The 26,150-nt window shown below is 62.7% G+C and carries 23 protein-coding genes; 11 read left to right on the top strand and 12 right to left on the bottom strand.

Annotated elements, in window-relative coordinates:
• Positions 1-18 precede the first annotated feature (18 nt).
• The 3 genes from GCM43_RS17490 to GCM43_RS17480 all read right to left on the bottom strand — a co-directional run bounded on the left by GCM43_RS17490 (position 19) and on the right by GCM43_RS17480 (position 3,933).
• Complete coding sequence (locus tag GCM43_RS17490; RefSeq protein WP_152246587.1) at positions 19-396, bottom strand: hypothetical protein; 378 nt, start codon at positions 394-396, stop codon at positions 19-21.
• Between the two features lie 71 nt (positions 397-467).
• Positions 468-1,355: a KPN_02809 family neutral zinc metallopeptidase gene (ypfJ, locus tag GCM43_RS17485; protein WP_152246585.1), complete on the bottom strand. Its 888-nt coding sequence runs from the start codon at positions 1,353-1,355 to the stop codon at positions 468-470.
• Between the two features lie 28 nt (positions 1,356-1,383).
• Positions 1,384-3,933 (bottom strand): excinuclease ABC subunit UvrA, encoded by a 2,550-nt coding sequence (locus GCM43_RS17480; RefSeq protein ID WP_152246583.1) that lies wholly within the window; start codon positions 3,931-3,933, stop codon positions 1,384-1,386.
• A gap of 105 nt (positions 3,934-4,038) precedes the next feature.
• Here GCM43_RS17480 and GCM43_RS17475 point away from each other — a divergent pair, with 105 nt between their 5' ends.
• Positions 4,039-4,383: a nuclear transport factor 2 family protein gene (locus GCM43_RS17475; RefSeq protein WP_152246581.1), complete on the top strand. Its 345-nt coding sequence runs from the start codon at positions 4,039-4,041 to the stop codon at positions 4,381-4,383.
• Between the two features lie 176 nt (positions 4,384-4,559).
• Here GCM43_RS17475 and GCM43_RS17470 read toward each other — a convergent pair whose 3' ends face one another.
• The 6 genes from GCM43_RS17470 to GCM43_RS17445 form a co-directional block, all read right to left on the bottom strand.
• A complete protein-coding gene (locus GCM43_RS17470) occupies positions 4,560-5,336 on the bottom strand; it encodes a peptidylprolyl isomerase (protein WP_152246579.1) in 777 nt (258 codons plus the stop codon).
• A 121-nt stretch (positions 5,337-5,457) separates the two neighbouring features.
• Complete coding sequence (locus GCM43_RS17465; protein WP_152246577.1) at positions 5,458-6,237, bottom strand: peptidylprolyl isomerase; 780 nt, start codon at positions 6,235-6,237, stop codon at positions 5,458-5,460.
• A gap of 108 nt (positions 6,238-6,345) precedes the next feature.
• Positions 6,346-6,627 carry a BolA family protein gene (locus GCM43_RS17460; RefSeq protein ID WP_152246575.1) on the bottom strand — a complete coding sequence of 94 codons (282 nt, stop codon included), beginning with the start codon at positions 6,625-6,627 and terminating at the stop codon, positions 6,346-6,348.
• The gene (locus GCM43_RS17455; protein WP_152246573.1) at positions 6,624-7,256 is read right to left on the bottom strand and encodes a septation protein A; all 633 of its coding nucleotides are present in this window, start codon (positions 7,254-7,256) and stop codon (positions 6,624-6,626) included. The genes GCM43_RS17460 and GCM43_RS17455 overlap by 4 nt, the downstream gene beginning before the upstream one ends.
• An 82-nt stretch (positions 7,257-7,338) precedes the next feature.
• Entirely contained in the window at positions 7,339-7,740 is a 402-nt protein-coding gene (gene msrB, locus GCM43_RS17450) for a peptide-methionine (R)-S-oxide reductase MsrB (protein WP_152246571.1), read from the bottom strand.
• A 9-nt stretch (positions 7,741-7,749) separates the two neighbouring features.
• Positions 7,750-9,228 (bottom strand): protein adenylyltransferase SelO, encoded by a 1,479-nt coding sequence (locus GCM43_RS17445; RefSeq protein ID WP_152246569.1) that lies wholly within the window; start codon positions 9,226-9,228, stop codon positions 7,750-7,752.
• 188 nt (positions 9,229-9,416) lie between these two features.
• On the opposite strand from GCM43_RS17445, the gene GCM43_RS17440 reads away from it, so the two are divergent.
• Complete coding sequence (locus tag GCM43_RS17440; protein ID WP_152246567.1) at positions 9,417-11,066, top strand: 3-(methylthio)propionyl-CoA ligase; 1,650 nt, start codon at positions 9,417-9,419, stop codon at positions 11,064-11,066.
• A 153-nt stretch (positions 11,067-11,219) separates the two neighbouring features.
• On the opposite strand, the gene nadB is transcribed toward GCM43_RS17440, so the two are convergent.
• Complete coding sequence (nadB, locus tag GCM43_RS17435; protein WP_152246565.1) at positions 11,220-12,833, bottom strand: L-aspartate oxidase; 1,614 nt, start codon at positions 12,831-12,833, stop codon at positions 11,220-11,222.
• A 176-nt stretch (positions 12,834-13,009) separates the two neighbouring features.
• Between nadB and GCM43_RS17430 the strand changes: the two genes are divergently transcribed.
• The 5 genes from GCM43_RS17430 (at position 13,010) to GCM43_RS17410 (ending at position 19,690) form a co-directional block, all read left to right on the top strand.
• A complete protein-coding gene (locus GCM43_RS17430) occupies positions 13,010-14,410 on the top strand; it encodes a TIGR03013 family XrtA/PEP-CTERM system glycosyltransferase (protein WP_152246563.1) in 1,401 nt (466 codons plus the stop codon).
• On the top strand, positions 14,407-16,446 hold the full coding sequence (gene prsK, locus GCM43_RS17425; RefSeq protein ID WP_226929537.1) for an XrtA/PEP-CTERM system histidine kinase PrsK: 2,040 nt from the start codon (positions 14,407-14,409) through the stop codon (positions 16,444-16,446). The genes GCM43_RS17430 and prsK overlap by 4 nt, the downstream gene beginning before the upstream one ends.
• Positions 16,447-16,478: 32 nt before the next feature.
• The gene (prsR, locus tag GCM43_RS17420; RefSeq protein ID WP_152246561.1) at positions 16,479-17,831 is read left to right on the top strand and encodes a PEP-CTERM-box response regulator transcription factor; all 1,353 of its coding nucleotides are present in this window, start codon (positions 16,479-16,481) and stop codon (positions 17,829-17,831) included.
• Between the two features lie 117 nt (positions 17,832-17,948).
• Positions 17,949-18,923: a hypothetical protein gene (locus GCM43_RS17415; RefSeq protein WP_152246559.1), complete on the top strand. Its 975-nt coding sequence runs from the start codon at positions 17,949-17,951 to the stop codon at positions 18,921-18,923.
• A gap of 203 nt (positions 18,924-19,126) precedes the next feature.
• Entirely contained in the window at positions 19,127-19,690 is a 564-nt protein-coding gene (locus GCM43_RS17410) for a DUF1439 domain-containing protein (RefSeq protein ID WP_152246557.1), read from the top strand.
• Between the two features lies 1 nt (position 19,691).
• Here the strand turns inward: GCM43_RS17410 and lpxO are convergent, their stop codons facing one another.
• The gene (gene lpxO / locus GCM43_RS17405) at positions 19,692-20,591 is read right to left on the bottom strand and encodes a lipid A hydroxylase LpxO (RefSeq protein WP_152246555.1); all 900 of its coding nucleotides are present in this window, start codon (positions 20,589-20,591) and stop codon (positions 19,692-19,694) included.
• Between the two features lie 94 nt (positions 20,592-20,685).
• On the bottom strand, positions 20,686-21,528 hold the full coding sequence (locus GCM43_RS17400; RefSeq protein WP_152246553.1) for a helix-turn-helix transcriptional regulator: 843 nt from the start codon (positions 21,526-21,528) through the stop codon (positions 20,686-20,688).
• Positions 21,529-21,795: 267 nt separating this feature from the next.
• On the opposite strand from GCM43_RS17400, the gene GCM43_RS17395 reads away from it, so the two are divergent.
• From GCM43_RS17395 to GCM43_RS17380, 4 genes are all read left to right on the top strand, one after another.
• Entirely contained in the window at positions 21,796-23,373 is a 1,578-nt protein-coding gene (locus tag GCM43_RS17395; RefSeq protein WP_152246552.1) for a methyl-accepting chemotaxis protein, read from the top strand.
• Positions 23,374-23,496: 123 nt separating this feature from the next.
• Positions 23,497-24,036 carry a CPBP family intramembrane metalloprotease gene (locus GCM43_RS17390; RefSeq protein WP_152246551.1) on the top strand — a complete coding sequence of 180 codons (540 nt, stop codon included), beginning with the start codon at positions 23,497-23,499 and terminating at the stop codon, positions 24,034-24,036.
• Between the two features lie 47 nt (positions 24,037-24,083).
• Positions 24,084-25,325 carry a formate-dependent phosphoribosylglycinamide formyltransferase gene (gene purT / locus GCM43_RS17385; RefSeq protein ID WP_152246550.1) on the top strand — a complete coding sequence of 414 codons (1,242 nt, stop codon included), beginning with the start codon at positions 24,084-24,086 and terminating at the stop codon, positions 25,323-25,325.
• 47 nt (positions 25,326-25,372) lie between these two features.
• Complete coding sequence (locus GCM43_RS17380) at positions 25,373-26,149, top strand: hypothetical protein (RefSeq protein ID WP_152246549.1); 777 nt, start codon at positions 25,373-25,375, stop codon at positions 26,147-26,149.
• The last annotated feature ends 1 nt before the right edge of the window (position 26,150 follow it).

The raw sequence follows: 26,150 nt of genomic DNA, 5'->3' as shown, positions 1-26,150 counted from the left end.
GGTAGCTGGTCCGGCGTCTTACTGCTCTTGCGAGACGCCTGCTTCATGCTCCCCTGTCAGGCCTGCCTTGTGCATGCCTGCGCGTAGACGCCGATGCTGCTGGCGTTCGATAAAGTCGCCCAGTGGGCGATCTGCGTCTTTTTTGAAGCCATCCAGTCGATGTATCTTTGCTGTGGTAATCGCCGCGATCTCGGAGGCGATCATTTGTTCTTCCGAGCAATGCGAATCTATCAGCGCGAGCGCCTGATTTGATGCACGACGTTCCTCCTGGTGCTGGTTCTGCTTGCCCCGCTTGATGTTCTTTCGGCTTGCATGCGGACTTTCGCCATACATGTTGCGCCGGTCTTTCTGAAGACTGAGTTTCTTTTTTTCCTGGGGCGACGTAATCGTGCTCATCTATATACTCCATCGAACTGATGTAGCAGCAGGATATCACCGGTCAGGCAATATCCCCACAGCCAGGCTGCTTACAGCTGCCTGGCTTCAAACGTATTGCACTGCGCCACCTGGCCCGATTCCAGGCCGCGACTAAACCAGCGCACACGCTGCTCGGAGGTGCCGTGGGTAAACGAATCTGGCACCACATGGCCCTGGGCCTGGCGCTGCAGCGCGTCGTCGCCAATCGCCGTGGCGGCTTTCAGCGCTGCTTCCACGTCGCCCTGTTCCAGGATCTTGCGTTCGGTATTGGCATGGAAAGCCCACACGCCGGCAAAGCAGTCGGCCTGCAGTTCGAGGCGCACCGACATGGCGTTGGCCTGGCGCTCGGACTGGCTGCGGCGCGCGTTGTCGACTTTTTCGCTGATGCCCATCAGGTTCTGCACATGGTGTCCGACCTCGTGCGCGATCACATAGGCCTCGGCAAATTCACCGGTAACCTTGAAGCGCTGCTGCATCAGGTTGAAGAAATCGAGATCGAGGTAGACCTTCTGGTCGCCAGGGCAGTAGAAGGGGCCGGTGGCGCTCTCGCCTGCGCCGCAGGCGGTCGGCACGCTGCCGGTAAATAACACCAGCTTGGGCCTGGCATAACTGGCGCCTTGCGCCTTGAACTGCTGACCCCAGACGTCTTCGGTGTCGGCCAGCACGGTTTTTACGAAGCGCGCCATATCGTCGGACTCGGGTGGCTGGGGTGCCGGTCGCTGCGACTGCTGTGTGCTGACCTGGCCGCCGCCACCGCTCAGCAGGTTGAGCATGGTCAGCGGATTGACGCCGAATATCCACGAACCGACCAGCGCAATGACGATGGTGCCGATGCCGATCGAGCGCCCGCCGAAACCAAAGCCGCCACCGCCTCCGCCGCCACCTTCGCCACGGCGGTCTTCCACATTGTCGCTCTCGCGGTTGCCTTCCCATTTCATGATGCTGCTCCTGTCACTTGGTAAAGTATTACTGATGGTTGCTATTATCGCTGTGTTTGACCTGCGCCAGCGTCTTTTTCAGATACGGTGCGGTACGGCTGGCTTTTGCCCGTGCCACCTGCGCCGGTGGGCCGCTGGCGACGATGGCGCCGCCGTCGTCGCCGGCACCCGGTCCCACGTCGATCACCCAGTCGCTGGCGGCCAGCACGCGCATGTCATGTTCGACGGTAATAACGGTATTGCCGGCGCTGACCAGCCTGTCGAGTTGAAGCAGCAGACGGTCGATATCGGATGGATGCAGGCCGGTGGTCGGCTCGTCGAGGATATAGAGCGTATCGCCGCGTGTCGTGCGCTGCAGTTCGGTGGCCAGCTTGACGCGCTGCGCTTCGCCGCCCGACAGTTCGGTGGCCGACTGGCCCAGGCGCAGGTAGCCGAGGCCGACCTCGGCCAGCACGCCCAGCGGTCGCTCGAGCGCTGTCTCGCCTTCAAAGAAGACCAGCGCCTGGTCGACCGTCAGTTGCAGCACCTGTGCGATATCCTTGTCGCGGTAGTGCACGGCCAGGGTGTCGGCATTGTAGCGGCTGCCGTTGCACACCGGACAGGGGCTGTAGACGCTGGGCAGGAACAACAGCTCGACCATGACCTGGCCTTCGCCTTCGCAGTTGGCGCAGCGGCCCTTGCTGACATTAAACGAGAAGCGTCCGGCGTCAAAGCGCCGTTTTTTGGCCGCTGGCGTGGCGGCAAACAGCTTGCGCACCTGGTCGAACAGGCCAGTATAGGTGGCCAGATTCGAGCGTGGCGTGCGCCCGATCGGCTTCTGGTCGACCGTCACCAGCCGGCGCAGCGATTCCATGCCCTCCACGATGCGCCCGCCGGTGACGGCCAGCGCAGACGCCAGTGGCGAGTCGGCCTCGTCTTCGCTTGGCGCCTGGCCCAGCTGCGTCGCCACCAGTTCCACCAGCGCCTGGCTGACCAGGCTGGACTTGCCGGAACCGGAGACGCCCGACACGCTGCACAGCACGCCCAGCGGAAACTGTACATCGAGGCCGCGCAGATTGTGGCGCGTGACGCCTTCGAGGCGCAGCCAGCCGGCCGGTTCGCGCAGCGTGCGTGGCGCCGGCTTTGCGCGGTCGAACAGGTAATGGCGCGTTTGCGAAGCCTCGATCTTGCGCAGGCCCTCGGGCGCGCCGCTGTAGAGGATCTGGCCGCCGTGTTCGCCCGCCTGCGGGCCCACGTCGACGATCCAGTCGGCCTTGGCAATGACATCAAGATCGTGCTCGACCACGAACAGCGAATTGCCGGCCGCCTTCAGGCGCGCCAGCGCACCGAGCAGCGCCTGGGTATCGGCCGGATGCAGGCCGGCCGACGGCTCGTCGAGCACATACACCACGCCAAACAGGTTCGAGCGCACCTGCGTGGCGAGGCGCAAACGCTGCAGTTCGCCTGGCGACAGCGTGGGCGTGCCGCGGTCAAGGCTCAGGTAGCCCAGGCCCAGTTCCAGCAGTACTTCCAGCCTGCCTACAAGGTCCTGCGCTATGCGCTGGGTAACTACGGCTTTTTCCGGATGCGCGCGCCTGCCATGGATGGTGGCCGTGCCGGTCGCATAGGGCGCAAACAGCTGTGCCAGCTGCATCAGGGGCAGCGCCGCGATGGCGGCGATATCATGGCCGGCAAACGTCACCGACAGCGACTCCTGGCGCAGGCGGCGGCCCTGGCACAGCGGACAATCGGCGCCCAGCATATATTGCGAAACACGCTTTTTCATCTGCGCGCTGGGACTGCCGGCAAAGGTCTGCAGCACGTATTTGCGCGCACCGGTAAAGGTGCCCATATAGCTGGGCGGCAGCTTGGCTTTCAGGGCCGCTTTGGTTTCCCCGGGCTTGAGGCCGGCATACACGGGTACCACCGGCTGTTCGTCGGTAAACAATATCCAGTCGCGCACTTTTTGCGGCAGGTCGCGCCAGGGCGTATCGACATCGTAGCCCATGGTGACCAGGATATCGCGCAGGTTCTGGCCATGCCAGGCGGTCGGCCAGGCGGCCACGGCGCGCTGACGGATGGTGAGGCTGTCGTCCGGCACCATCGAGCGCTCGGTGACGGTATAGACGCGACCCAGGCCATGGCATTCGGGGCAGGCGCCCTCGGGCGTATTGGGCGAAAACGATACCGCATACAGCAGTGCCTGGCCCGGCGGGTAGTCGCCGGCGCGCGAATAGAGCATGCGCAGCAGGTTCGACAAGGTCGTCACGCTGCCCACCGACGAGCGCGTGGTAGCTGCGCCGCGCTGCTGCTGCAGAGCTACCGCCGGCGGCAGGCCTTCGACCGAATCGACCTCGGGCACGGCCATCTGGTGGAACAGCCGGCGCGCATAGGGCGAGACCGACTCCAGGTAGCGCCGCTGCGCTTCCGCGTACAGCGTGCCGAACGCGAGCGAAGACTTGCCGGAGCCCGATACGCCGGTAAATACCACCAGCGCGTCGCGCGGGATATCGACGTCGACATTTTTCAGATTATGTTCGCGCGCGCCGCGCACGCTGACATGGCCAGGCAGGGAAGTCGGTTGGAGTGGCTTGGGCATGGCGGTAAGTATTATTGGCGTAAAAGGCCAGTCTGGCCGATGGCGCCGCGCTTGTCCGTTGTGCCACGCACATTATAGAATCACCATTCTTTGACAGGAGAATTCATGACCGACCCCGTTGCCATTGTCCAGGCCCAACTTGACGCCTATAACGCCCACGATGTGGCAGCCTTGCTGGCCATTTACGCCGATGATGTGCAGCACTTTGCCCATCCCGATACCTTGCTGGCGCAAGGCAGCGCGCAGATTGCCGAACGGTTCACGGCGCGCTTTGCCGCCAGCCGCCCGCAGGCGCGCCTGCTCAACCGCATCGCCTGCGGCAAGCTGGTGATCGACCATGAAATCGTGACCAGTTTCGGCGAAGCCGGCAGCAGCGAACAGGAGTTGGTGGCAACCTATGAGGTGGTCGATGGCAGGATTGCGCGCGCGTGGTTCTGTTTTACGGGGTGAGCCGGTCTTAATCGGGACAGGGTCGTAGGTCGGATTAGGCCCTCCGGGCCGTAATCCGACAACACCGCTGACGCCAACAATGTTGTCGGATTACGGCCCCTTTGGGGCCTAATCCGACCTACGGGTTGCGCATAAAAAAAGCGCCCCAAAGGGCGCTTTTCAATACCTGGCAGCGATTACTGCACTTTGGCTTTCTTGACCAGCTCATCACGGTAAGCTGCCAGCTTCTTCTGCTGCAGCGATTCCGTCACCTGGCCTTTGACTTCTTCCAGCGACGGCAGCTTGGTCGGGCGTACTTCTTCCAGCTTGATCACGTGGTAGCCAAATTGCGACTGCACTGGCGTTTGCGTGATCTGGCCTGGTTTCAGGGCTACCATGGCGTCCGAGAATGGCTTGACGTAGGACGATGGGCTGGCCCAGTCCAGGTCGCCGCCATTGGCTGCCGAACCGTCTTTCGACACCTTGGCCAGCTCTTCGAACTTGGCGCCGCCCTTGAGCTTGGCGATAATGTCTTTGGCTTCGGCTTCGGTGGCAACCAGGATATGGCGCGCGTGGTATTCCTTGTCGCCGGCCTGGGCCTTGAACTTGTCGTACTCGGCCTTGATTTCAGCATCCTTGACCGGGTTTTTCTTCACGTAGTCGGCCAGCAGGGCGTTGATGATGATGCTTTGACGGGCGTTGTCCAGTTGTGCCTTGACTTCAGGACGCGTGCCGTAACCTTGCTTGTCGGCTTCCTGGATCAGCACTTCGCGGCCGATCAGGTCTTTCTTGATGGCATCGCGCAGTTGCGGCGAATCGGCCTGGCGGCCTTGCGCCACGACTTGCTTGACGACCTGGTCGAGGCGCGAGGCCGGGATCGGCTTGCCGTTTACAGTGGCCACGTTCTGCGCAAAGGCAGGCGCAGCGGCAACCGCTGCCAGGGCTAAAATCAAACGGGCTGGCTTCACAATCATGTTCATTCCTATAAAAATACGATAGTTTGCATCGGTCACGGCGCGCTGTATGTCATTACGCGACGCATGCAGACGCACAATACACCACCGGCGCCAAAAATGGCGCCGGGCAGGTCAGTTGTTACTGGATTTTTGCTTTCTTGATCATTTCTTCCTGATACGCCTGCAGTTTTTTCTGCTGCAGCGCTTCATTGATCTGTGGCTTGACTTCTTCCAGCGTCGGCAGTTTGGCGGCGCGGGTATCGTCGAGCTTGATCACGTGGAAACCGTTAGGCGTTTGTACCGGGGTGTCGGTGATCTGGCCTTTTTGCAGCTTGACGAAGGCGTCCGAGAACACTTTCGGGAAGGACGAAGGCGCTGCCCAGTCCAGGTCGCCGCCGTTGTCGGCCGAACCGCTGTCTTTCGACTGCTTGGCCAGGTCTTCGAACTTGGCGCCGCCCTTGAGCTTGGCAATGATATCCTTCGCTTCAGCTTCGGTGCCGACCAGGATATGGCGTACGTGGTATTCCTTGTCGCCGGTCTGTGCCACGAAACGGTCGTATTCAGCCTTGATCTCGGCGTCGGTCACCGGATTCTTCTTGATGTAGTCGCCTACCAGGGCGTTAATCACGATGGCCTGGCGTGCATTTTCGATCTGCTGCTTGACAGCTGCATCCTTACCGAAACCCTTGCTTTCCGCTTCTTGCATCAACACTTCACGGCCGATCAGGTCTTTCTTGATCGCATCGCGCAGTTGCGGCGAATCCGGTTGCTGGCCTTGGGCGACGACTTGCTTGACGACTGCATCAACACGCGATGTTGGAATAGGCTTGCCATTGACGACGGCAGCGTTTTGCGCAAAAACAGGTACCGCGGCGACGGAGAGTAGTGCGATCAGCAAGCGGGCTGGCTTAAAAGTCATTATTAAATCCTGTTAGGGAAAGTTTCGTAAAAAACACATTAAAGAACACGGTTGATTGCCTTTGCTGCAGCGAGGCCAAGGCCTACGCCAAAAACGCCATCGATTCCGCTATTGCGGAACTTCCGACGGCGCCAATGCAACAATAGCCAATGCATGGATCTCATTATGCATCATATCGTGCACGGAATCATACACCAGACGATGGCGCATGACGAGTCTGAGCCCTTCAAATCGGCTGGAAATAATCCGCACGTTATAGTGGCCGCCGCCCGAGGCCGCGCCAGCGTGGCCGCGATGGCGCGCCGAGTCGTCCTCGAGCACGCATTCGACGGGTGCCAGGGCCGCTTCGATGCGGCTACGAATGCGTTCCATTCGGGTATCGGTACTCATGGTGCGTCTTCCTTGATATGTTTGGCCAGGAACAGCGTTTGCGCGACGATAAAGGCAAAGAAAATGCCGGTCGCGCCAAACGCCTTGAAGCTGACCCAGGCTGCCATGTCGCCCTTGTAGAGCACGAAGGCGACCAGCAGGTTGATGGCGCCGAGGGCGGCAAAGAAAATAATCCAAGCGCCCAGCAACTGGTTCCACACGGCGTCGGGCAACTGCACCTGCGCTTCCATGGTCTTGCGGATCAGGTTTTTCCTGAAACCGAACTGGCCGATCAGCAGCGCCAGTGCGCCGACCCAGTAGATCAGGGTGGGCTTCCATTTGAGGAAGTAGTCGTCGTGCAGATAGATGCTGGCGCCGCCGAATACCACGAAGATAAACAGCGACACCCACAGCATGCCGTCGACCTTGCGCCCGCGCGCCAACAGGTAGGTGACCATGCCGGCGGTGGCCAGGATGCCGGCCAGCGTGGCGATAATCCACGGCGCCTGCTCGGCTTGGATCACGCCGCCCGAGACGATGCCCGACAGATATTGCTGCACGAACTCGTGCGTGGCCGTCTCGTAAATGCCGCCCAGTTTAAAGGCGACAAAGAACGCAATCAGCGGGAAGAGGTCGAATAAGAATTTCATGGTGAGACTTTACTATAGACAACAAAAAATCTTCTTAGGATAGGCTTATGGCCACGTCTTATGGCCATGCGATTGATCCGCTTTATGGCTGCGGATCGAAACGCAGCGAAGCCGAGTTGATGCAATAGCGCAGGCCGGTGGGCGGTGGGCCGTCCGGAAATACATGGCCCAGATGGGCGTCGCAGACGGCGCAGATGATCTCGGTACGGACCATGCCGTGGCTGCGGTCGACGATTTCTTTCACATTGGCCGGATCGAGCGCCTGGAAATAGCTGGGCCAGCCGCAGCCCGAGTCGAACTTGGTGTCGGACGCGAACAGCGGCGTGTTGCAGCACACGCAGGTATAGATGCCGTGTTCGTGGTGGTCCCAGAACTTGCCTGTAAAAGCGCGTTCGGTAGCGGCATGGCGCGTGACCTGATACTCCATGGTATCGAGCATGGCACGCCATTCGGCGTCGGTTTTCTGTACTTTATTGACGGTCATCATGACTCCTTAGGATGAGCAGCTTACTTCAAGGTGGCTGGCCCAGTCGGGCGGCAGGGCCGCATAGTGCTGGTGTTCGGGCTGTTCGTCAAATGGCTTTTGCAAAACAGCGAGCAAACGGGCGATTTCCGAGTAATCGTGCTGCTGGGCTTTCTCGATGGCAACCTGAGCCAGGTAATTGCGAAGTACGTATTTGGGGTTGACGCGGTCCATTGCAAGCTTGCGTTGCGCGTCGACGCTGTTTTCCTGCTGCAGGCGCGCGCGGTAGGTGGCGGCCCAGGCGTCAAAACTGTCGCGGTCGATAAACATATCGCGTAGCGGCGCGTCAAGTTGCGGCGCAGCCAGCTGCAGATTGCCCAGCGCGCGGAAAAACTGCGTGAAATCCACATGGTTCGCTTGCATGAGGCCAAACATGGCGTCAAACAGGGCCGGATCGTCTGGCTGCTCGGTCAGCAGCCCCAGCTTGGCGCGCAGCTGTGCATTCATGCTGTCGGCAAAGGTACTCTGGTAGCTGTCGACGGCTGCCTGCGCGCCTTCAAGGTCGTCGATCAGCGGCAGCAGCGCCTGCGCCAGCGCGTAGCAGTTCCAGTGGCCGACCTTGGGCTGGTTGGCGTACGAATAGCGACCCTGCTGGTCGGTATGGTTGCAGATATGCTGGCCGTCAAACGCTTCCATAAAGCCGAACGGGCCGTAATCGAGCGTCAGGCCCAGGATCGACATATTGTCCGTATTCATCACGCCATGCATGAAACCGACCGCCTGCCACTGCGCCATCAGGCGCGCCGTGCGCTGGCAGACCTCGGCCAGCAGCGCCTGGTAGGGATTGTCGGCGGCCTGCAGCTCGGGGTAGAACTGCGCAAGCACGTAGTCGGCCAAGATTTTCAGTTCGTCCGTCTTGCGGCTCGAGGCCCAGTGCTCGAACGAGCCGAAGCGGATAAAGCTGGGCGCCATGCGCGTGACCACCGCCGCCGTTTCCATCGTTTCGCGCAGCACGCCCTGGTTCGAGCCCATGATGGCCAGCGCGCGCGAGGTGGGAATGCCGAGCGCTGCCATCGCTTCCGAACACAGGAATTCGCGGATCGACGAACGCAGCACGGCGCGACCGTCGCCCATGCGCGAGTACGGCGTGGCGCCGGCGCCTTTCAGCTGCAGTTCCAGCGGGCCGTTGGCGGTATCGATATCGCCCAGCAGAATGGCGCGCCCGTCGCCCAGCTGCCCGGCCCACACGCCAAACTGGTGGCCCGAATACACGGCCGCCAGCGGCTTGGAGCGTTCGGCCACGGCGTTGCCACTCAGCAGCTCGACAAAATCGGCATCAGCCAGGCGCGCCGGATCGAGTCCCAGCAGTGCCGCAGCCGGCGCACTGGCAGCAACGAAATAGGGCGCTGGCAGCGGCGTAGGCATCAGGCGCGTGAAGAACGCCGGCGGCAGAGTGGCAAACGAGTTATTCAGGGGGAGGGTCGAGGCGCTAATGGCAGTTCCAGTCATGTCGAGGCGCCGGCAGCAAGGAGCCGGCTGGAACGCTGATTTTACCGCAGGCCATCGTTGCGTGCTGTGTCCGCGTCATGCAGAAAATGGAAGGCATTACTCCATGCTGCGACGCAATATCGAAAATGATTGACCGTTTTAGCACGACCGGTCGAAACTGTTCTCAACCAATTAACAAAGGAGATACGATGGCCGCTTTCCCGCCCAGCCCGGTGATGGGGCAGATGATGGACCAACCCCTGCTGATTTCTGGCATTATCGAATTTGCGTCGAGGCATTATGGGGCGGGCGAAATCGTTTCGCGGCGCGTCGAGGGCGATCTGCACAGGTACACCTACCGCGACTGCCACCAGCGGGCGCGGCGGCTGGCCAATGCGCTGCACGGCCTGGGCGTGCGCATCGGCGACCGCGTGGCCACGCTAGCCTGGAACGGCTACCGGCATCTGGAAGCGTATTATGGCGTGTCAGGCTCGGGCGCGGTGCTCCATACTATCAACCCGCGCCTGTTTCCCGACCAGATCGCCTATATCTCGAATCACGCCGAAGACCAGGTGTTGATGTTCGACCTGACGTTTTTGCCGATTGTGGAAAAGATCGCCAGCCAGTGCACGTTTGTGCGCCATTTCGTGCTGATGTGCGATCGCGACCGCATGCCCGACAGCACAGCGATCCCCGACCTGCTGTGCTATGAAGACCTGATTGCCAGCCATTCCGACCAGTACGACTGGCCGCTGTTCGACGAGCACAGCGCCGCCACCCTGTGCTACACCTCGGGCACCACCGGCAACCCCAAGGGCGTGCTGTATTCGCACCGCTCGACCGTGCTGCATGCGTATGCGGCGGCCATGCCGGGCGCGCTCAACGTCAGCGCCTCGGACACGGTGCTGCCGGTGGTGCCGATGTTCCATGTCAACGCCTGGGGCTTGCCGTATGCGGTGCCGCTGACCGGCGCGCGCATGGTGTTTCCCGGCGCTGCGCTCGATGGCAAGTCGCTGTACGAATTGTTCGAATCCGAGCAGGTGACGTTCTCGGCCGGTGTGCCGACCGTCTGGCTGGGCTTGCTCAACTACGTGCTGCAGAATGGCCTGCGCTTTTCCAGCTTCCGCCGCACCGTGATCGGTGGCGCCGCCTGTCCGCCGGCCATGATGGACACGCTGATGGACCAGTTCGGCGTGCAGGTGATCCATGCCTGGGGCATGACGGAAATGTCGCCGCTGGGCACCACCGGCGGCCTGCAGACGCGCCATCTGGCCCTGTCACAGTCTGAACAGCGCAAAATCCTGCAAAAACAGGGCCATGCGATCTTTGGCGTGGACATGAAGATCGTCGATGACGACGGCAAGGAGTTGCCGTGGGACGGCGTCAGCTACGGCCATCTGCTGGTCAAGGGGCCATGGATTATTGCCTCGTATTACAAGCAGGAGGGCGGCGACGTCTTGCAGGACGGCTGGTTTCCGACCGGCGACGTGGCCACCATCGATGCCGATGGCTATATGCAGATTACCGACCGCAGCAAGGACGTGATCAAGTCGGGCGGCGAATGGATCGGTACGATCGACCTGGAAAACCTGGCCATGGCCCACCCGGCCGTGCAGCAGGCCGCCTGTATCGGCCTGTTCCACCCGAAATGGGATGAGCGCCCGGTGCTGGTGGTGGTGCTGCACCCGGGCATGAATGTCACGCGCGCCGAGCTGCTGCAGTTTTTCGACGGCAAGATCGCCAAATGGTGGACGCCCGACGATGTGTTGTTTGTCGATGCATTGCCGATGGGGGCGACCGGCAAGATTCAGAAAAACAAGCTGCGCGAGCAGTTCAAGGGGTATCAGTTGCCGGCGTAACGCAATTCGCAAGGCAAAAATGGCGGGCCGGAGACGCGAGCTTCAGCTCCGCTTGGCCCGGGGAGCCTGTATTGGCGTCCAGAATGTTGTCACTTTTTGCCGGTGTGCTTGTGGCGCTCAGGCGCTAACTTAGCCCCTGATACCATCGCCCTATTACCGATGCGGCGGCGTCAGCACGCTGGCGATTGCCTTGGGCAAGGTTTCCGGATAATCGCGACTAAAGTGCAGGCCACGGCTTTCGCGGCGCGACAGGGCGCTGTTGACGATCATCGAGGCGACGTCGACCAGGTTGCGCAGTTCCAGCAGGTCATGCGTGATGCGGAAGTTGCGGTAGTACTCGTCGATTTCTTCTTTCAGCAGCGCAATGCGATGCTGGGCGCGTTCGAGGCGCTTGGTGGTGCGCACGATGCCCACGTAATTCCACATGAAGCGGCGCAGTTCGTCCCAGTTATGGGCAATCACCACTTCCTCGTCGGCGTCCGAGACACGGCTTTCGTCCCAGTCGGGCAGGTAAGGCGTGCCCAGCTTTTCCTTGCTTTCGATATCCTGCGCGCAGGCGCGGCCAATCACGATGCATTCGAGCAGCGAGTTGCTGGCCAGGCGATTGGCGCCATGCAGGCCGGTGCAGGCGGTTTCGCCGACCGCGTACAGGCCGGGCAGGTCGGCGCGCCCGGCCAGGTCGGTCACCACGCCGCCGCAGGTGTAGTGGGCGGCCGGCACGATGGGAATCGGCTGTTTGGTAATGTCGATGCCGAGCTCCAGGCAGCGCGCATAGATGGTCGGGAAATGCTCGATCAGGAATTCGGCCGGCTTGTGGCTGATATCGAGGTGGACGTAATCGAGGCCGCGTTTCTTGATTTCAAAGTCGATGGCGCGCGCCACCACGTCGCGCGGCGCCAGTTCGGCCCGCTCGTCGTGCGCCAGCATAAAACGCTGACCAGCGGCAGCGCCCGCTTCAGGCGGCAACTTGAGCAGGCCGCCTTCGCCACGGATGGCTTCGGTAATCAGGAAGGACTTGGCATACGGATGGTACAGGCAGGTCGGGTGAAACTGGATGAATTCCATGTTCGACACGCGGCAGCCGGCGCGCCAGGCCATGGCAATGCCGTCGCCGCTGGCCGTGTCGGGATTGGTGGTATACAGATAGACCTTGCCGGCGCCACCGGTGGCCAGCACGGTATGCTCGGCGGCAAAAGTATGCACCTTGCCGGTGCGTTCGTCCTGTACGTACAGGCCGTGGCAATGCGGCTGGGCGTTGCGCTGGATCGGCTTCATGCCCAGCTTGTCGGAAGTAATCAGGTCGATTGCGCAGTGATGCTCGAACAGCGTGATATTCGGATGGGCGCGCACCTTTTCTTCCAGCGTGACCTGCACGGCGTGACCGGTGGCGTCGGCCGCATGGATGATGCGGCGCTGGCTGTGGCCACCTTCGCGCGTCAGATGGAAACCCAGCTCGGCTGTGGCGTCGCGGGTAAACGGCACGCCTTGCTCGATCAACCATTCGATCGCTTCGCGGCCGTGCTCGACGATATAGCGCGTCGCGCTTTCATCGCACAGGCCGCCACCTGCCACCAGCGTGTCTTCGATATGTTGCTGGTGGCTGTCCCCCGAATCGAGGACGGCCGCGATGCCGCCCTGGGCCCAGTTGCTGGCGCCGTCCAGCAGTTCGCGTTTGGAAATGATCGCGACGGTGCGCGTTTCAGCTAAATGCAGTGCCACCGATAAACCCGCCAGGCCGCTGCCGACAATCGCTACATCAAATTTCATGACATTTATCTTTTTTCAGGGGAAGCATACTATAGTCCATTTCACCTCAAACGGACATGTGTTGAGATAAATTCTGATCACAACGGATCGCTGGCGCTGCCGTTTGCGGCGCGTCAAGGCTGGCGCCGGGCAGTTGGCCATGATGGCAAGACCGGGCGCTTGCACAGGAGAACGTGATGATCCGCATCTTCAGCCACTATGTGTCGAAAACCGCGTTTATCCTGCTGTTGCTGGAAATCTCGATCCTGCTCACGTCGGCGGCGCTGGTGTCGATGCTGTGGCTGGTTGACAGTCACGCCATCGTCCGCATCGGTCAGGTGTATCTGCCGGCGGCCCTATTTGCCCTTGTGATTGTGTTGTCCATGAGCGCGCTGGGCATGTACCGGCACGGTTCGCGCGAAGATGCCCACGAGGATATGCGCAACACCGTGCTGCGCATCGTGCCGGCTTTTGCGCTGGGCTTTGCCGTGTTCAGCCTCCTGAACCGCTTTATGCCGTCGCTGCAATTCGGGCGTGGCAGCGTGATGATCTTTGGTGTCGGCGCCATCGGCGTGCTGCTGACGCGGCTGGTGGTGTTCAAGTCGTCACAGTCGGCGCTGATGGAAGGGCGGCTGATCCTGGTGGGCGGCGGCGCGCTGGCGCGCGAGTGCATGGATCTGGCCGCCAGCAAGGCCGGGTTCCATCAATTTACGGTGGTCGGCTGCCTGCCGGTGGCGGGCGAGCCGTGCTGCGTGCCGCAATCGGCCGTCTTGCCGATGGAAAGCTCGCTGCTGGCCATGGCGCAGCGCTATGATGCGCGCGAGATCGTGGTGTCGGTACAGGACCGGCGCAATGGCGCTTTTCCGGTGCGCCAGTTGCTTGAGTGCGCGCTCGGTGGGGTAAGAGTGATTGACGCGGCCACCTTTTTCGAGCGCGAAGCGTGCCAGATCCGCATCGATTCGCTGCAGCCCAGTTATCTGATCTACGGTGGCGGCTTTGACCAGAGCCTGGTGCGCGCCGCCTCCAAGCGCCTGTTCGACCTGCTTGCCAGCGCGGCCATCTGCCTGCTGACGCTGCCGCTGCTGTTGCTGGCCATGTTGTGCATCCGGCTCGAAGACGGCGGTCCGGTGTTTTATCAGCAGGAGCGGGTCGGGCGCGATGGCGCGCTGTTCAAGGTGCTCAAGCTGCGCAGCATGCGCTGCGATGCGGAAGCGGGCGGCACGCCGACCTGGGCCAGCATCAACGATGTGCGCGTGACGCGGGTCGGTGCGTTGATCCGCAAGCTGCGCATCGATGAACTGCCGCAGATGTTTAATGTGTTTCGCGGCGAAATGAGCTTTGTCGGGCCACGCCCAGAGCGCGCCTATTTTGTCGAGCAACTGAAAGCGCTGGTGCCGTACTACAACATCCGGCATAGCATCAAGCCCGGCATCACGGGGCTGGCACAGGTGCGCTATCACTATGGCGCCTCGGTGGACGATGCCGTCAAGAAGCTGCAATACGATCTGTACTATGTCAAGAACAACAGCCTGTTCCTGGACCTGCTGATTTTGCTCGATACGGTGCAGGTGGTACTGTTTGGCAAGGGTAGCCGGTGAATCAGCCGGCCTTGCTGGCTTCCAGCGGGGCTGCCGTGCTCAGTCACGGCGTGGCGGCGCTGGCGTTTTGCCTGCTTGCCCTGTTATTGATCGGCAACTGGCGCGCGCGCCAGAATGCGCGCGCCTTGCTGGCGGCCTGCCTGGCAACAAGCGTCTGGGCGCTCGGCACGCTGCTGCTGGCCGGCATGGCGCAGATCCCAGCGGCCGTGCTGGCGATTGAAGCGCTCGACCTGTTGCGCACGGCAGCCTGGCTGGCCTTTCTGCTGTGGCTGCTTGCATCGAAGCGGCGCCAGCGCCTGGCCGCCATGCTGGGCGTATTGCTGGCCTGCCTGCTGGCTCTGCTGCTGTCGGCACTCGGGCTGCTGACCGGTGCCACCGCCTGCCGGCTGTTGCTGGCCGTGCTGGGCCTGCTGCTGGTCGAACAGTGGTACCGCAATACGCCGGCAGCGCAGCGCTGGGGCGTCAAGTTTGCCTGCCTGGGCGTGGGTGCGCTGTTTGTCTATGATTTCTATCTATACAGCGAGGCCTTGCTGCTGCGCCAGATGAATGGCGAACTGTGGCGCGCGCGCGGCGTGGCCGACGCCCTGTGCGCGCCCTTGCTGGCGCTTGCCGCGGCGCGCCATCCTTCGTGGGCGCCGGGCCTGCTGGTGTCGCGCCAGATGCTGCTCGGTTCTGCAGCCATGCTGGGCGCCGCCGTCTATCTGCTGGCCATGGCGGCCTGCGCCTATTATCTGCGCCATGTGGGCGGCGCCTGGGGCAGCTTGATGCAGATGGCGTTCCTGGGCGGCGCGGCGCTGCTGCTGGTGGGCATGCTGTTTTCCGGTGCACTGCGCGCGCGCCTGAAAGTGTTTATCAACAAACATTTTTATCAGGCCGGCTTTGACTACCGCGATGAGTGGCTCAAGCTGACGCGTGCGCTGTCGCACGAGGGCCCCGGGCTAGCGTGCCCCGGGCTGGCCGAACGCGCCATTGCGGCCATGGCGCAGCTGGTGGAGAGCCCAGCCGGCGCCTTGTGGTTGGTGCGCGACGGGCGGCAACTGGCACCGCTGGCCAGCTGGAACTGGCCCATGCCCGCTGACAGAGCGCCCGACAGCGCAGCGCTGCAGCAGTTCCTGGCAGCGCGGCAATGGGTGATCGAGGTCGATGATTGCCGGCGCCAGCCGCAGCATTACGGCGGCATGGCGTTGCCCGAGGCCGTGCTGGCGCTGCCGTCGGCCTGGCTGGTGGCGCCGCTGCTGCTGCAGGGCAGTCTGTTTGGCATGGTGGTGCTGGCGCGTCCGCGCACGCGTATCAGCCTGAACTGGGAAACGCGCGACCTGCTGAAAATTGCTGGCAGCCAGGCAGCCAGTTGCCTGGCCCATCGCCAGTCGCAGGAGGCGCTGGCCGTGGCGCGCCAGTTCGAGTCGTTCAGCCGCATGTCCGCCTTTGTGGTGCATGACCTGAAAAACCTGGTGTTCCAGCTGTCGCTGCTGCTCGCCAACGCTGAAAAGCACCGCGCCAATCCGGCCTTCCAGCAGGATATGCTGGCCACGCTCGACCATTCGGTGCAGAAAATGAAAACCCTGTTGCAGAAACTGGCGCGCGGTGATGTATCGGCACCGGCGCCCTTGCGGCTGGACCGCGTGCTGCAGCAGGCAGTGGCCGACAAGGCCAGCCTGGCGCCGGCGCCCCGGCTCGAGATTGTCGACGGCGAACTGACGGTACTGGCCGACCGCGCCCGGCTCGAACGCGTGCTGGGCCATCTGCTGCAGAACGCCATCGAGGCCACCGCCAGCGACGGCTGCGTCAGCGTGCGGCTGCGCCGCGAAAACAGCACGGCGGTAGTGGAACTGAACGATACGGGGCAGGGCATGAGTGCGCAATTTATCCGTGAGCACCTGTTCAGGCCCTTTGACAGCACCAAGACGGCCGGCATGGGCATCGGCGTGTTTGAAAGCCGCGAATACCTGCACGAAGTGGGCGGCCGGCTCGACGTGCACAGCGTGCCGGCGGTGGGTACCACCTTTCGCGTGGTGCTGCCGTTGCATCCCGCCTGAATCGCCGGATCGCCGAATACAAGGACAAGCGCATGGGCAAGCCCAAACTGCTGGTGGTGGAAGACGATCCGGGCCTGCAAAAGCAACTGCAATGGCGCTTTGACGACTACGAGGTGTTGCTGGCGTGCGACCGCGAGGCTGCGCTGGCGCAGCTGCGGCGCCATGCGCCGGCAGTCGTCACGCTGGACCTGGGCCTGCCGCCCGACCCGGACGGCGCCAGCGAAGGGCTGGCCACCCTGCAGCAGATGCTGGCCATCGCCGCCGATACGCGCATCATTATCCTGTCGGGCAACCAGGACCGCGTGCATGCCCTGAAAGCCATCGCGCTGGGCGCCTGCGATTTTCACCAGAAACCGTTCGACGCGGACCTGCTGGCGCTGGTACTGGCGCGCGCCTTCTATCTGCATGCGATGCAGCAGGAAAACCGCCGCATGCTGCAGACGCAGCAGGACTCGCCGCTGGCCGGCATGATCAGCCGCGACGCCGGCATGCTCAAGCTCTGTCGCAGCGTGGAAAAGGTGGCGCCATCGATGGCCAGCGTGATGCTGCTGGGCGAATCGGGCAGCGGCAAGGAGCTGGTCGCGCGTGCGCTGCATGCGCTGGGTGGGCGCAGCGCGCAACGTTTCGTGGCGATCAACTGCGCGGCAATACCTGAGGCGCTGCTGGAAAGCGAGCTGTTCGGCCATGAAAAGGGCGCTTTTACGGGTGCTGTGCGCCAGACGCCCGGCAAGATCGAACTGGCCCAGGGTGGCACGCTGTTCCTCGACGAGATCGGCGACATGCCGTTGGTACTGCAGGCCAAGCTGCTGCGCTTCCTGCAGCAGCGCGTGATCGAGCGCGTCGGCGGGCGCGAAGAAATCGCGGTTGACGTGCGCATCGTCTGCGCCACCCATCAGGATGTCAAGGCGCTGGCGGCCAGCGGCCGCTTCCGCGACGACCTGTACTATCGTTTGGGGGAAATCGTGCTGCGCATTCCGCCATTGCGCGAGCGCAGCGGCGACAGCCTGCTGCTGGCGCATCATTTCAGGAATCGCTATTGCGCCAGCGAAGGGCGCAGCCAGCTTCACTTCAGCAACGAGGCGCTGCAGCAGATCGAGGCCCATGACTGGCCCGGCAATGTACGCGAAGTGGAAAACTGCATCCGGCGCGCCGTCATCATGTGCGACGGCGCGCAAATCGACGCGGCCGACCTGGGCTTGCCGGGCGGCGCCGAGGCGCAGGCCGGGCCGGACTACAGCCTGCGCCAGGCGCGCGAGGCGGCCGAATACGGCGCCATGGTGCGCGCGCTGGCACGCAGCGACGGCAATATCGCCAGGGCCGCCGCTCTGCTGGGCATAAGCCGGCCGACCCTGTACGACCTGATGCGCCATCACGGCGTGAAATAGTTCCCACTAATGAATATCAGGCTTTTGTATGGCGCCGCACATACGGCCAGTGCGCTGCGCGGCATGCTGGCGTCACAGCTTACAGATAGCTCAACGTCAATAAAAAAGGGGAAATCCATGCAAGCTACGCAATTGTCCGTGTCGGACCTCAATCAACCGGGCGTGTCCTGGGGCGCAGTACTGGCTGGCGCTGCGGCGGCAGCCGCACTGTCGTTTATCCTGCTGATCCTGGGCGTCGGCCTGGGTCTGTCGTCGATGTCGCCGTGGTCGTTCAACGCCACCGCCATCGGCGTGTCGACCATCGTCTGGCTGGCCTTCATGCAGCTGGCCGCGTCGGGCATCGGCGGCTATATGGCCGGTCGCCTGCGCATGAAATGGAGCTCGGTGCATACCGATGAAGTGCATTTCCGCGACACCGCGCACGGCCTGCTGGCCTGGGCGGTGGCGACGCTGATTACGGTGGCCGTGATGGCCGGCGGCGCGCGCGCCGTGCTGAGCGGCGCCATCGATGCCGGTACCGGCGTGGCCGCTGCCGTGGCGCCTGCTGCTGCGGCAGGTGCCGGTGCAGCAGCTGCCAATGCCAGCGAAGGCGCTGGCAGCGGCGCCAATCCGCTCGATTACTTCTCGGATATGCTGCTGCGCGCTGCACCTGCACCAGCGGCCGCTGCTGACGGCACCACCACCGCCACCGCCACCACCGGCATGCCGGCGGCGCCATTGGCCAATGGCAATGCGAGTGTAGCCGACCAGCGCGTTGAAATCGGCAGGATCTTTGCCACCAGCATCGGCAACGGCAGCCTGGCCGCCGACGACCGCGCTTACCTGGGTCAACTGATTGCCAAGCGTACCGGCCTGTCCCAGGCTGACGCCGAAGCACGCGTCGACGCCGTCTACGGCCGTGCCGCCAAACTGGCCGCCGACACCAAAGCCAAGGCGCAGCAAGCTGCCGACACCGCCCGCAAGGCCGGCGCCCATACCGCCCTGTGGATGTTCGTGGCCCTGCTGCTGGGCGCTTTTGTGGCTGCCCTGGCTGCAACCTTTGGCGGCCGCCAGCGTGACCATGAGCGCGTGCTGCGCCATGTATCGATCTGATCTTGCCATCTACTAACGAATCTACTGATAAAGGAGAATTTTATGCGTTCCATCCTCTTGCTGCTGCTGGGCATCCCGCTGCCGATCGTGATTCTGATTGCGCTGTTTGTACGTTAAAGTGACGCCTGGCCTGTCCGGCAGTTAAAATATCCGGCGCGCACCGCAAGGTGGCGCCGGATTTTTATTTCAACAGAGAAAATAACATGCACCCGACCCGTCGCCGCCTGCTTAAAACCACCTTGATCGCTGTTGCCGCCTGCGCCATGCTGGCGTCGTGTTCGACCCTGATCGGGCCGCGCGATGTGACGGTGTCGCTAGGCAAGATGCAGCAGGGGCTGGAGCGGCGCTTTCCGATCGATAAGCGCGTGCTGTCGGTGGTGGAGGTGAAGCTGTTCAATCCGCAGCTGTCGCTGCAGCCTGAAGCCGAGCGCGTCGCGCTGTCGGTCGACGCCAGCGTGGCGCCGCCGTTTATGCGTCAGTGGCGCGGCAACCTGCAGTTGTCGGGGCATCTGGTGCTCAATGCCGAGCGCAACGCAGTCTATCTGAGCCAGGCCAGCGTGGACAAGGTATCGATAGCCGGCATGGATGAAGCGCAGCAGCGCCAGTTTGCCAAGATTGCCAGCCTGGTGGCCGACCAGTTGATGCATGAAACGCCGATCTACAGCTTCAAGCCGGACGAATTGCGTTATGCGGGGGTGCAGTTTGTGCCGGTGAGCATCAACACCACCAGCGCGGGGCTGGTGGTGCGATTCGAGCCGGCTAAATAACTCAGATGTAGTAAATCAGGGCGATCACGCCGACGACCAGCGCAATGCGGGTCAGGTTGTAGGCGGTCTTGTTCCAGGCCTTGAAGCGGCGGCGATACTGGCCCATGGCCCACGAGATGCGGAACAGCTTGCTGATACCGCCAGCCTGGTCGCCCAGTTCGTTGGGCGAGGCAGCTGCCGTCATCAGGGTGCGGCCCAGCCAGCGGTTCAGGCCTTGCGCCCAGCCAAAGCGCATCGGCCGCTCGATATCGCAGAACAAAATGATGCGGTTGCTGTCGGCGTCGTTGCGTGCCCAGTGGATATAGGTTTCATCAAACATCACCGCCTGGCCGTCGCGCCAGCTGTGGCGTTCGCCATCGACGTCGATAAAGCAGCGGTCGTCGTTCGGCGTTTCCAGGCCCAAGTGGTAGCGCAGCGAGCCGGCAAACGGGTCGCGGTGCGGGTTGAGCTTGCCGCCGGCCGGCAGTTCGGCAAACATGGCGGCCTTGATCGAAGGAATCGATTGCAGCAGCGCATAGGTCTGCGGGCACATCTGCTGCGCCGATGGGTGGCTGGCATCGTACCATTTCAGGTAGAAACGCTTCCAGCCGTATTTGAAGAAGGAATTGAAGCCGACGTCGTCGTTCTTTTCGGCCGCCTTGATCTTTTTCAGCTCGTGCAAGCGCAGCGCTTCGTCGCGGATGATCTGCCAGTTCTGCTGCAGCGGCGCCAGTTCAGGAAACTGTTCGACAGCGAGATACGGCGTGGCCGGCACTTTGGAAAAGGTGTGCATGAACAGGTTCAGCGGCGCCATGAACGACGAATGGTCGAAAATCTGGCGGCGAAACGGCAGGCGCACCTTGCCACGGAAATGTATATGTAAGACGGAAAAAACAAAAATGCCCAGTAAGGCCCACTTCATACCAACCTCGATGTGAAAAAACAGACCCATTATAACCAGTTAATGACATGGGCTCCTTGCCCCGGGCAAGGCTTCTCACGGGCTGGCAGCGGCCTTATGCCGGACGCGACTGCAGCCAGGCGCGCGGCGACATGCCGCGCCGCGCGGTGAAGGCCTTGCTGAACGCCGACTGGCTGGCATAGCCCACCTTGTGCGCTACCGACTGCACCGTGCCGCCGTTGCCAAGCAGCTTTTGCGCCATCAGCATGCGCCGCTCGCTCAGGTAGTCGGCTGGGGTGACTCCCTGTGTGTCGTGGAAGAGGCGCGAGAATTTGCTGCGTGACATGCCGGCCACTTCCGCCATGCGCGGCAGGTCCCATAATTGCTCCGGATGCGCATGCAGCGAGGCCAGCAGGCGCGCCATGCCGCGCTCGCCAGGATCGCCGTGCCCTCGCTGTGCGCCCAGCACGCCGGCGTCGAGCCGGCCTGACAGATAGGCATGGCGCAGCACATGCGCCAGCACCACGTCGCACAGCCGGTCGAGCAGCAGTTGCTGGCCGGGCAGGGCGCTGTCGGCCTGCGCATAAAGCAAGGCCAGCAACGGCGCCAGGCCGTCGACCTGTTCCGGGCGCACATGCAGCATGGCCGGCAGCGCCTGTGGCAGGCCATCCTGGGCACCCCGGGCATATTGGATGCGCGCGCACAGCAGACGGGCCGGTTCGGCGGCATCGGCCTGCATGCCGTGGGCCATGCCGGCCGGATAAAACACCAGCGCCGGCTCGTCGAGCGCCAGCGCCGGCGCCTGCTGATGATGCATGACCACGCGCCCGGCGCGCAGCAGATGCAGCTGGCCGCTGGCTGCATCGTCGTCAAAGGCGTTATTGCCGCAAAAAACGCCGTTATAAAAAACCTCGGCGTGATATTGATGGGGCGTGAACCAGGGTGAAAGTTTGTCCATGAAGTTTGTTATAGGTCAATGTTCTGTACTTTAAGACATTAAAAATAGATTCTAGGAACTTTTTTATCTTTCCAATAGGATATAGTTTCAAGTATCAGCGACCGCACGATACGCTATCGCGGCCGTTTGCGCGACACGCCAGGCAGCCTTGACCCCGCTCTCTGCTGTTTCTGCTCGTCCTTATCCTGGCCACGCCCTGCCAGACTCCTTATTGTAATCTTGCCAGTGCGATCTGCCGGCATGCTCATTCACGGGTACAGGTACACCATGAAGTCTTTGAATACGCTTACGATAGGCATGCGCCTGTCGCTTGGGTTTGCCACGCTGGTGCTGCTGATGCTGGTGCTGGGTGCGTTTGCATTGCTGCGCATCGGCGCCATTTCGCAGGCCATGACAGCCCAGGAACAGGTGCATCAGCGCAAGCTCGACCCGCTCTATGTTGCCCGCGAGGCGCTCGACCAGACCGGCCTGGCCGCGCGCAACGCCTATATCTTCCATGACGAGGCCGCCGCCACGCGCGAACTGGCCGTGCTCGACCAGCAAAAGGCGCTGTACCTGAACGCGCTGGAACAACTGTCGCCCGTGTTTGCCGGCAACGCCCAGTTCGACAAGGTCAGCCGCGGCCTGCAACAGATGGCGCAGGAATTGCAGCGCCCGGCGCGCTACCGCGCCGCCGGCGAGATGGAACAGTACGGCGCCTTCCTGGTCAACGAATGCAGCCCGCTGCGGCGCCAGATCGTCAGCGATATCGATGTGCTGCTTAAAAGCGTGCAGCGCGAAGCGAAACTGGCCAGCGACAGCGCGCACGCCATCTATGGCCATACGGTCACCTGGGTATCGCTGCTGGCAGCGGCCAGCGTGCTGCTGTGCATCGTGGTGGCCACCGTGATCACGCGCGGCCTGCTGCGCCAGCTGGGCGGCGAGCCGGCGCTGGCGGCGGCCGTAGCCAACCGCATTGCACATGGCGAACTGGCGGTCGAGGTCGTCACGGCCCACGGCGACGACAGCAGCCTGCTGTTTTCCATCAAGACCATGCGCGACAACCTCGCTGCGATTGTCAGCAAGGTACGCCAGGGAGCGGAAAGCATCGCTACCGCCTCGAACGAGATTGCACACGGCAACCTCGACCTGTCGCAGCGTACCGAGCACCAGGCCGGCACGCTCGAAGAGCTGACCTCGTCGATGCAGCAGCTGGTCAACACCGTGCGCCAGAACGCCGAACACGCGCAGCAGGCCAACCACCTGGCGCGCCAGGCCACCGAGGTGACCGAGCAGGGCGGCAAGGCGGTGGCCGAAGTGGTCCATACCATGGGCCTGATCAATGCGTCGTCGAACAAGATTGTCGATATTATCAGTGTGATCGACGGCATTGCCTTCCAGACCAATATCCTGGCCTTGAATGCGGCCGTCGAGGCGGCGCGGGCCGGTGAGCAGGGCCGTGGCTTTGCCGTGGTGGCGTCGGAAGTGCGCAGCCTGGCGCAGCGTTCGGCCGCCGCTGCGCGTGAAATCAAGGCGCTGATTGACGACTCCGTCAGCAAGGTCGGCACCGGCACGGTGCTGGTCGAGCAGGCCGGCGCCACCATGCACGATGTGGTGGCCGGCATTGCCCGCGTGTCGGGCATCGTCGCTGAAATCAGCCACGCTACCCAGGAGCAGGGCACGGGGATCGAACAGGTCAACCGCGCCATCGGCGACATGGATCAAGTGACACAGCAGAATGCGGCGCTGGTCGAACAGGCGTCGGCAGCGGCCATGCAACTGCAGGAGCAGGCGCGCCAGCTGGAACAGCAGGTGGGCATTTTCAAGCTGGCGCATGGCCAGCCGCCGCTGCGGCTCGCTGCCTGATGTAGTAGATCTGATGCTGCGGCGATTCCTGAAGCAAACGGACGTGCAAGCGCCGTTTTAGGCGCTACAATAAAGACCGGAACAGTGCATCTCCGCCTGCTTCCCGGCCTCGAAGGAATCGCTATGCAGTCCCATGGCAGTCAGGAATTTGACGGCGCAGGCCGCTTGCGCGAGCCGCGACCGCCGGTTTTGCGTTATGCCTTGGGCGCCCTGGCCTGGGCGGCCATGACCTTTGTGGTCTGTTTGATCATCCTGATTGTCACCAAATGGCTGTTGCCGCCGCAATACTGGGGCGTGCATACGGGGCTGGCGCGCTTCCAGCGCGAGATGTCGTTGCCGCTGCTGGTGTTCTGGGTGGTGATTTATTCGCCTATCCTGGAAACGTTTCTCGGCCAGTTGCTGCCGCTGGAACTCCTCAGGCGCCTGCGCGTCGACGAACGCCTGAGCGTGGCGGCTGGCGCCATCCTGTGGTTTGTCGTGCATTATCTCAGTGGCGGCCTGCTGCACGGCATCGTGGCGCTCGGCTCGGGCGCCTTGTTCAGCCTGGTCTATCTGCGCTATCGCAGCGCCGGCGTGGCGGCGGCATATTCCACCACCACGCTGGCGCGCGCCTGCAACAATATCCTGCTGCTGATCGCGGTTGCTTACGGTTTGGATGCCTGAATCAGTTTTTGTTATAGTCTCGGCTATCTTTCCACTCGCTCCCTGCCATGACCAACACCACCAGCTCCGCCGTGACATCTTTCGCCAGCCCACGCACCTTCGGCACGCCGCTGTCGTCCACTGCCATCAAAGTCATGCTGCTCGGCTCGGGCGAACTGGGCAAGGAAGTGATTATTTCCCTGCAGCGCCTGGGCGTGGAGGTGATTGCCGTCGACCGTTATCCAAACGCGCCCGGCCACCCGGTGGCGCACCGCTCGCACGTGATCGACATGAGTGACGGCGTGGCGCTGGCCGCCCTGATCGAACTGGAAAAGCCCGACCTGATCGTGCCGGAAATCGAGGCCATCGCAACCGACACCCTGGCCGCGCTGGAAGCGGCTGGCCAGATCACCTGCATACCCAATGCGCGCGCAGCCATGCTGACCATGAACCGCGAAGGCATACGCTGCCTGGCGGCCGAAACGCTGCAATTGCCCACTTCGCCTTACCGTTTCGCCAGCAACCTGACCGAGCTGCAACTGGCGTGCCAGGAAATCGGCTTTCCCTGCATCGTCAAGCCGACCATGTCGTCGTCGGGCAAAGGGCAGTCCAGGCTCGATGGGCCGCAGGATGTGGAAACAGCCTGGGCCTATGCAGCCAGCGGCGGGCGCGTCAATTCGGGCCGCGTGATCGTCGAAGGTTTTGTCGACTTCGATTATGAAATTACGCTGCTGACGGTGCGCGCCGTGGGGGAGTCGAGTCAGATCGAGACGCAATTCTGCGAGCCGATCGGCCACCGCCAGGTGCAGGGCGATTATGTGGAGTCGTGGCAGCCCGCGCGCATGTCGCCGCTGGCGCTGCAGCGCTCGCAGGAGATTGCGCGCAAGGTAACTGACAACCTGGGCGGCCTGGGCCTGTTTGGCGTGGAGCTGTTCGTCAAGGACGATATGGTGTGGTTCTCGGAAGTGAGCCCGCGTCCGCACGATACCGGCATGGTGACCATGGCCAGCCAGATGCAAAGCGAATTCGAGCTGCATGCCAAGGCCATCCTGGGGCTGCCGGTCAATGTGGCGCTGCGCTCACCGGGCGCCTCGGCCGTGATCTATGGCCAGCTGGAAGCCAAAGGCATCGCCTTTGAAGGCGTGGCCGAAGCCTTGCGCGTGCCGGGCGCCGACCTGCGCCTGTTCGGCAAGCCCGAATCGTTTGCGCGCCGTCGCATGGGTGTGGCGCTGGCCACGGCCGACGATGCCGAAACGGCGCGCCAGCGCGCCGTGCTGGCGGCCAGCCTGGTGCGCCCGGTGGTACGTTGATTATGCGTTGGATTATGCGTTGATTATGCGTTGAAAAAGGAGAGTGCATGAACTGGCTGGGAAAGATACTGGGCAAAACCGCGCAGGCGCCCGTGCAGGAAGACATTCCCCCTGTACCGCCGTCGCAGCATGCGGTTAAGGGCAAGCAGGCCGGCGCGCAGATGCTCGCTGCCGCCTGCGCTGCGCGCGATGCGTTTTACGCCACGCTCGGTACGCCTGACGCCGACGTGCTGGCGCCGCTGGTCAATCCTGCCTTTATGGGCGGACCGCGCTGGCCGTCGCTGCGCCAGGCCTGGCGCGTGATCCGCACGGCGGACACCATGATTATCGCCAGCGACGGCCTGTCCGATCCGTTCGAGGACGACGACGATATCTTCGAGCCGCTTGGCCATTTGCTGGAAGTGTGTGTCGAGTTTCCCGTCGCTGCGCTCGATGGCGGTGAAATCAGCGCCTCCTGGTTGTTCGACCTGGTCTATCAGGTCAGCCAGAATGTGGCCGACCATGGCTCGATCGACCTGCTGGTGCAGCGCCATGGCAGCGTGTCGCTGGCGCTGGACCTGCAGCAGCCGCCGGCCGGCCTTGAAAATGAATACGAGCAAGTGGGGGTGGTGCTGACGCAGGGCGCCGGCCGTCTGCCGGCGCAGTTCGACACGCCGTATGGCCCCGTGATGCTGCTGGTGGCCACCGTGCTGCAGCCGGCCGAGCTCGACGCCATCGGTGCGGCCGATGACAAGGCGCAGGCGCGTACAGCGCTGGTCGAACAACTCGCTGCCTCGCCCACCGGCCTGCTGAGCGTGGCGCAGCGCCCGGCAGTTAATCTGTAGC

This window comes from Janthinobacterium aquaticum, assembly GCF_009208565.1.
Taxonomy (GTDB): domain Bacteria; phylum Pseudomonadota; class Gammaproteobacteria; order Burkholderiales; family Burkholderiaceae_D; genus Janthinobacterium.
The sequence above is the reverse complement of the archived record's forward strand: the minus strand, read 5'-3'. Positions and strand labels throughout refer to the sequence as shown.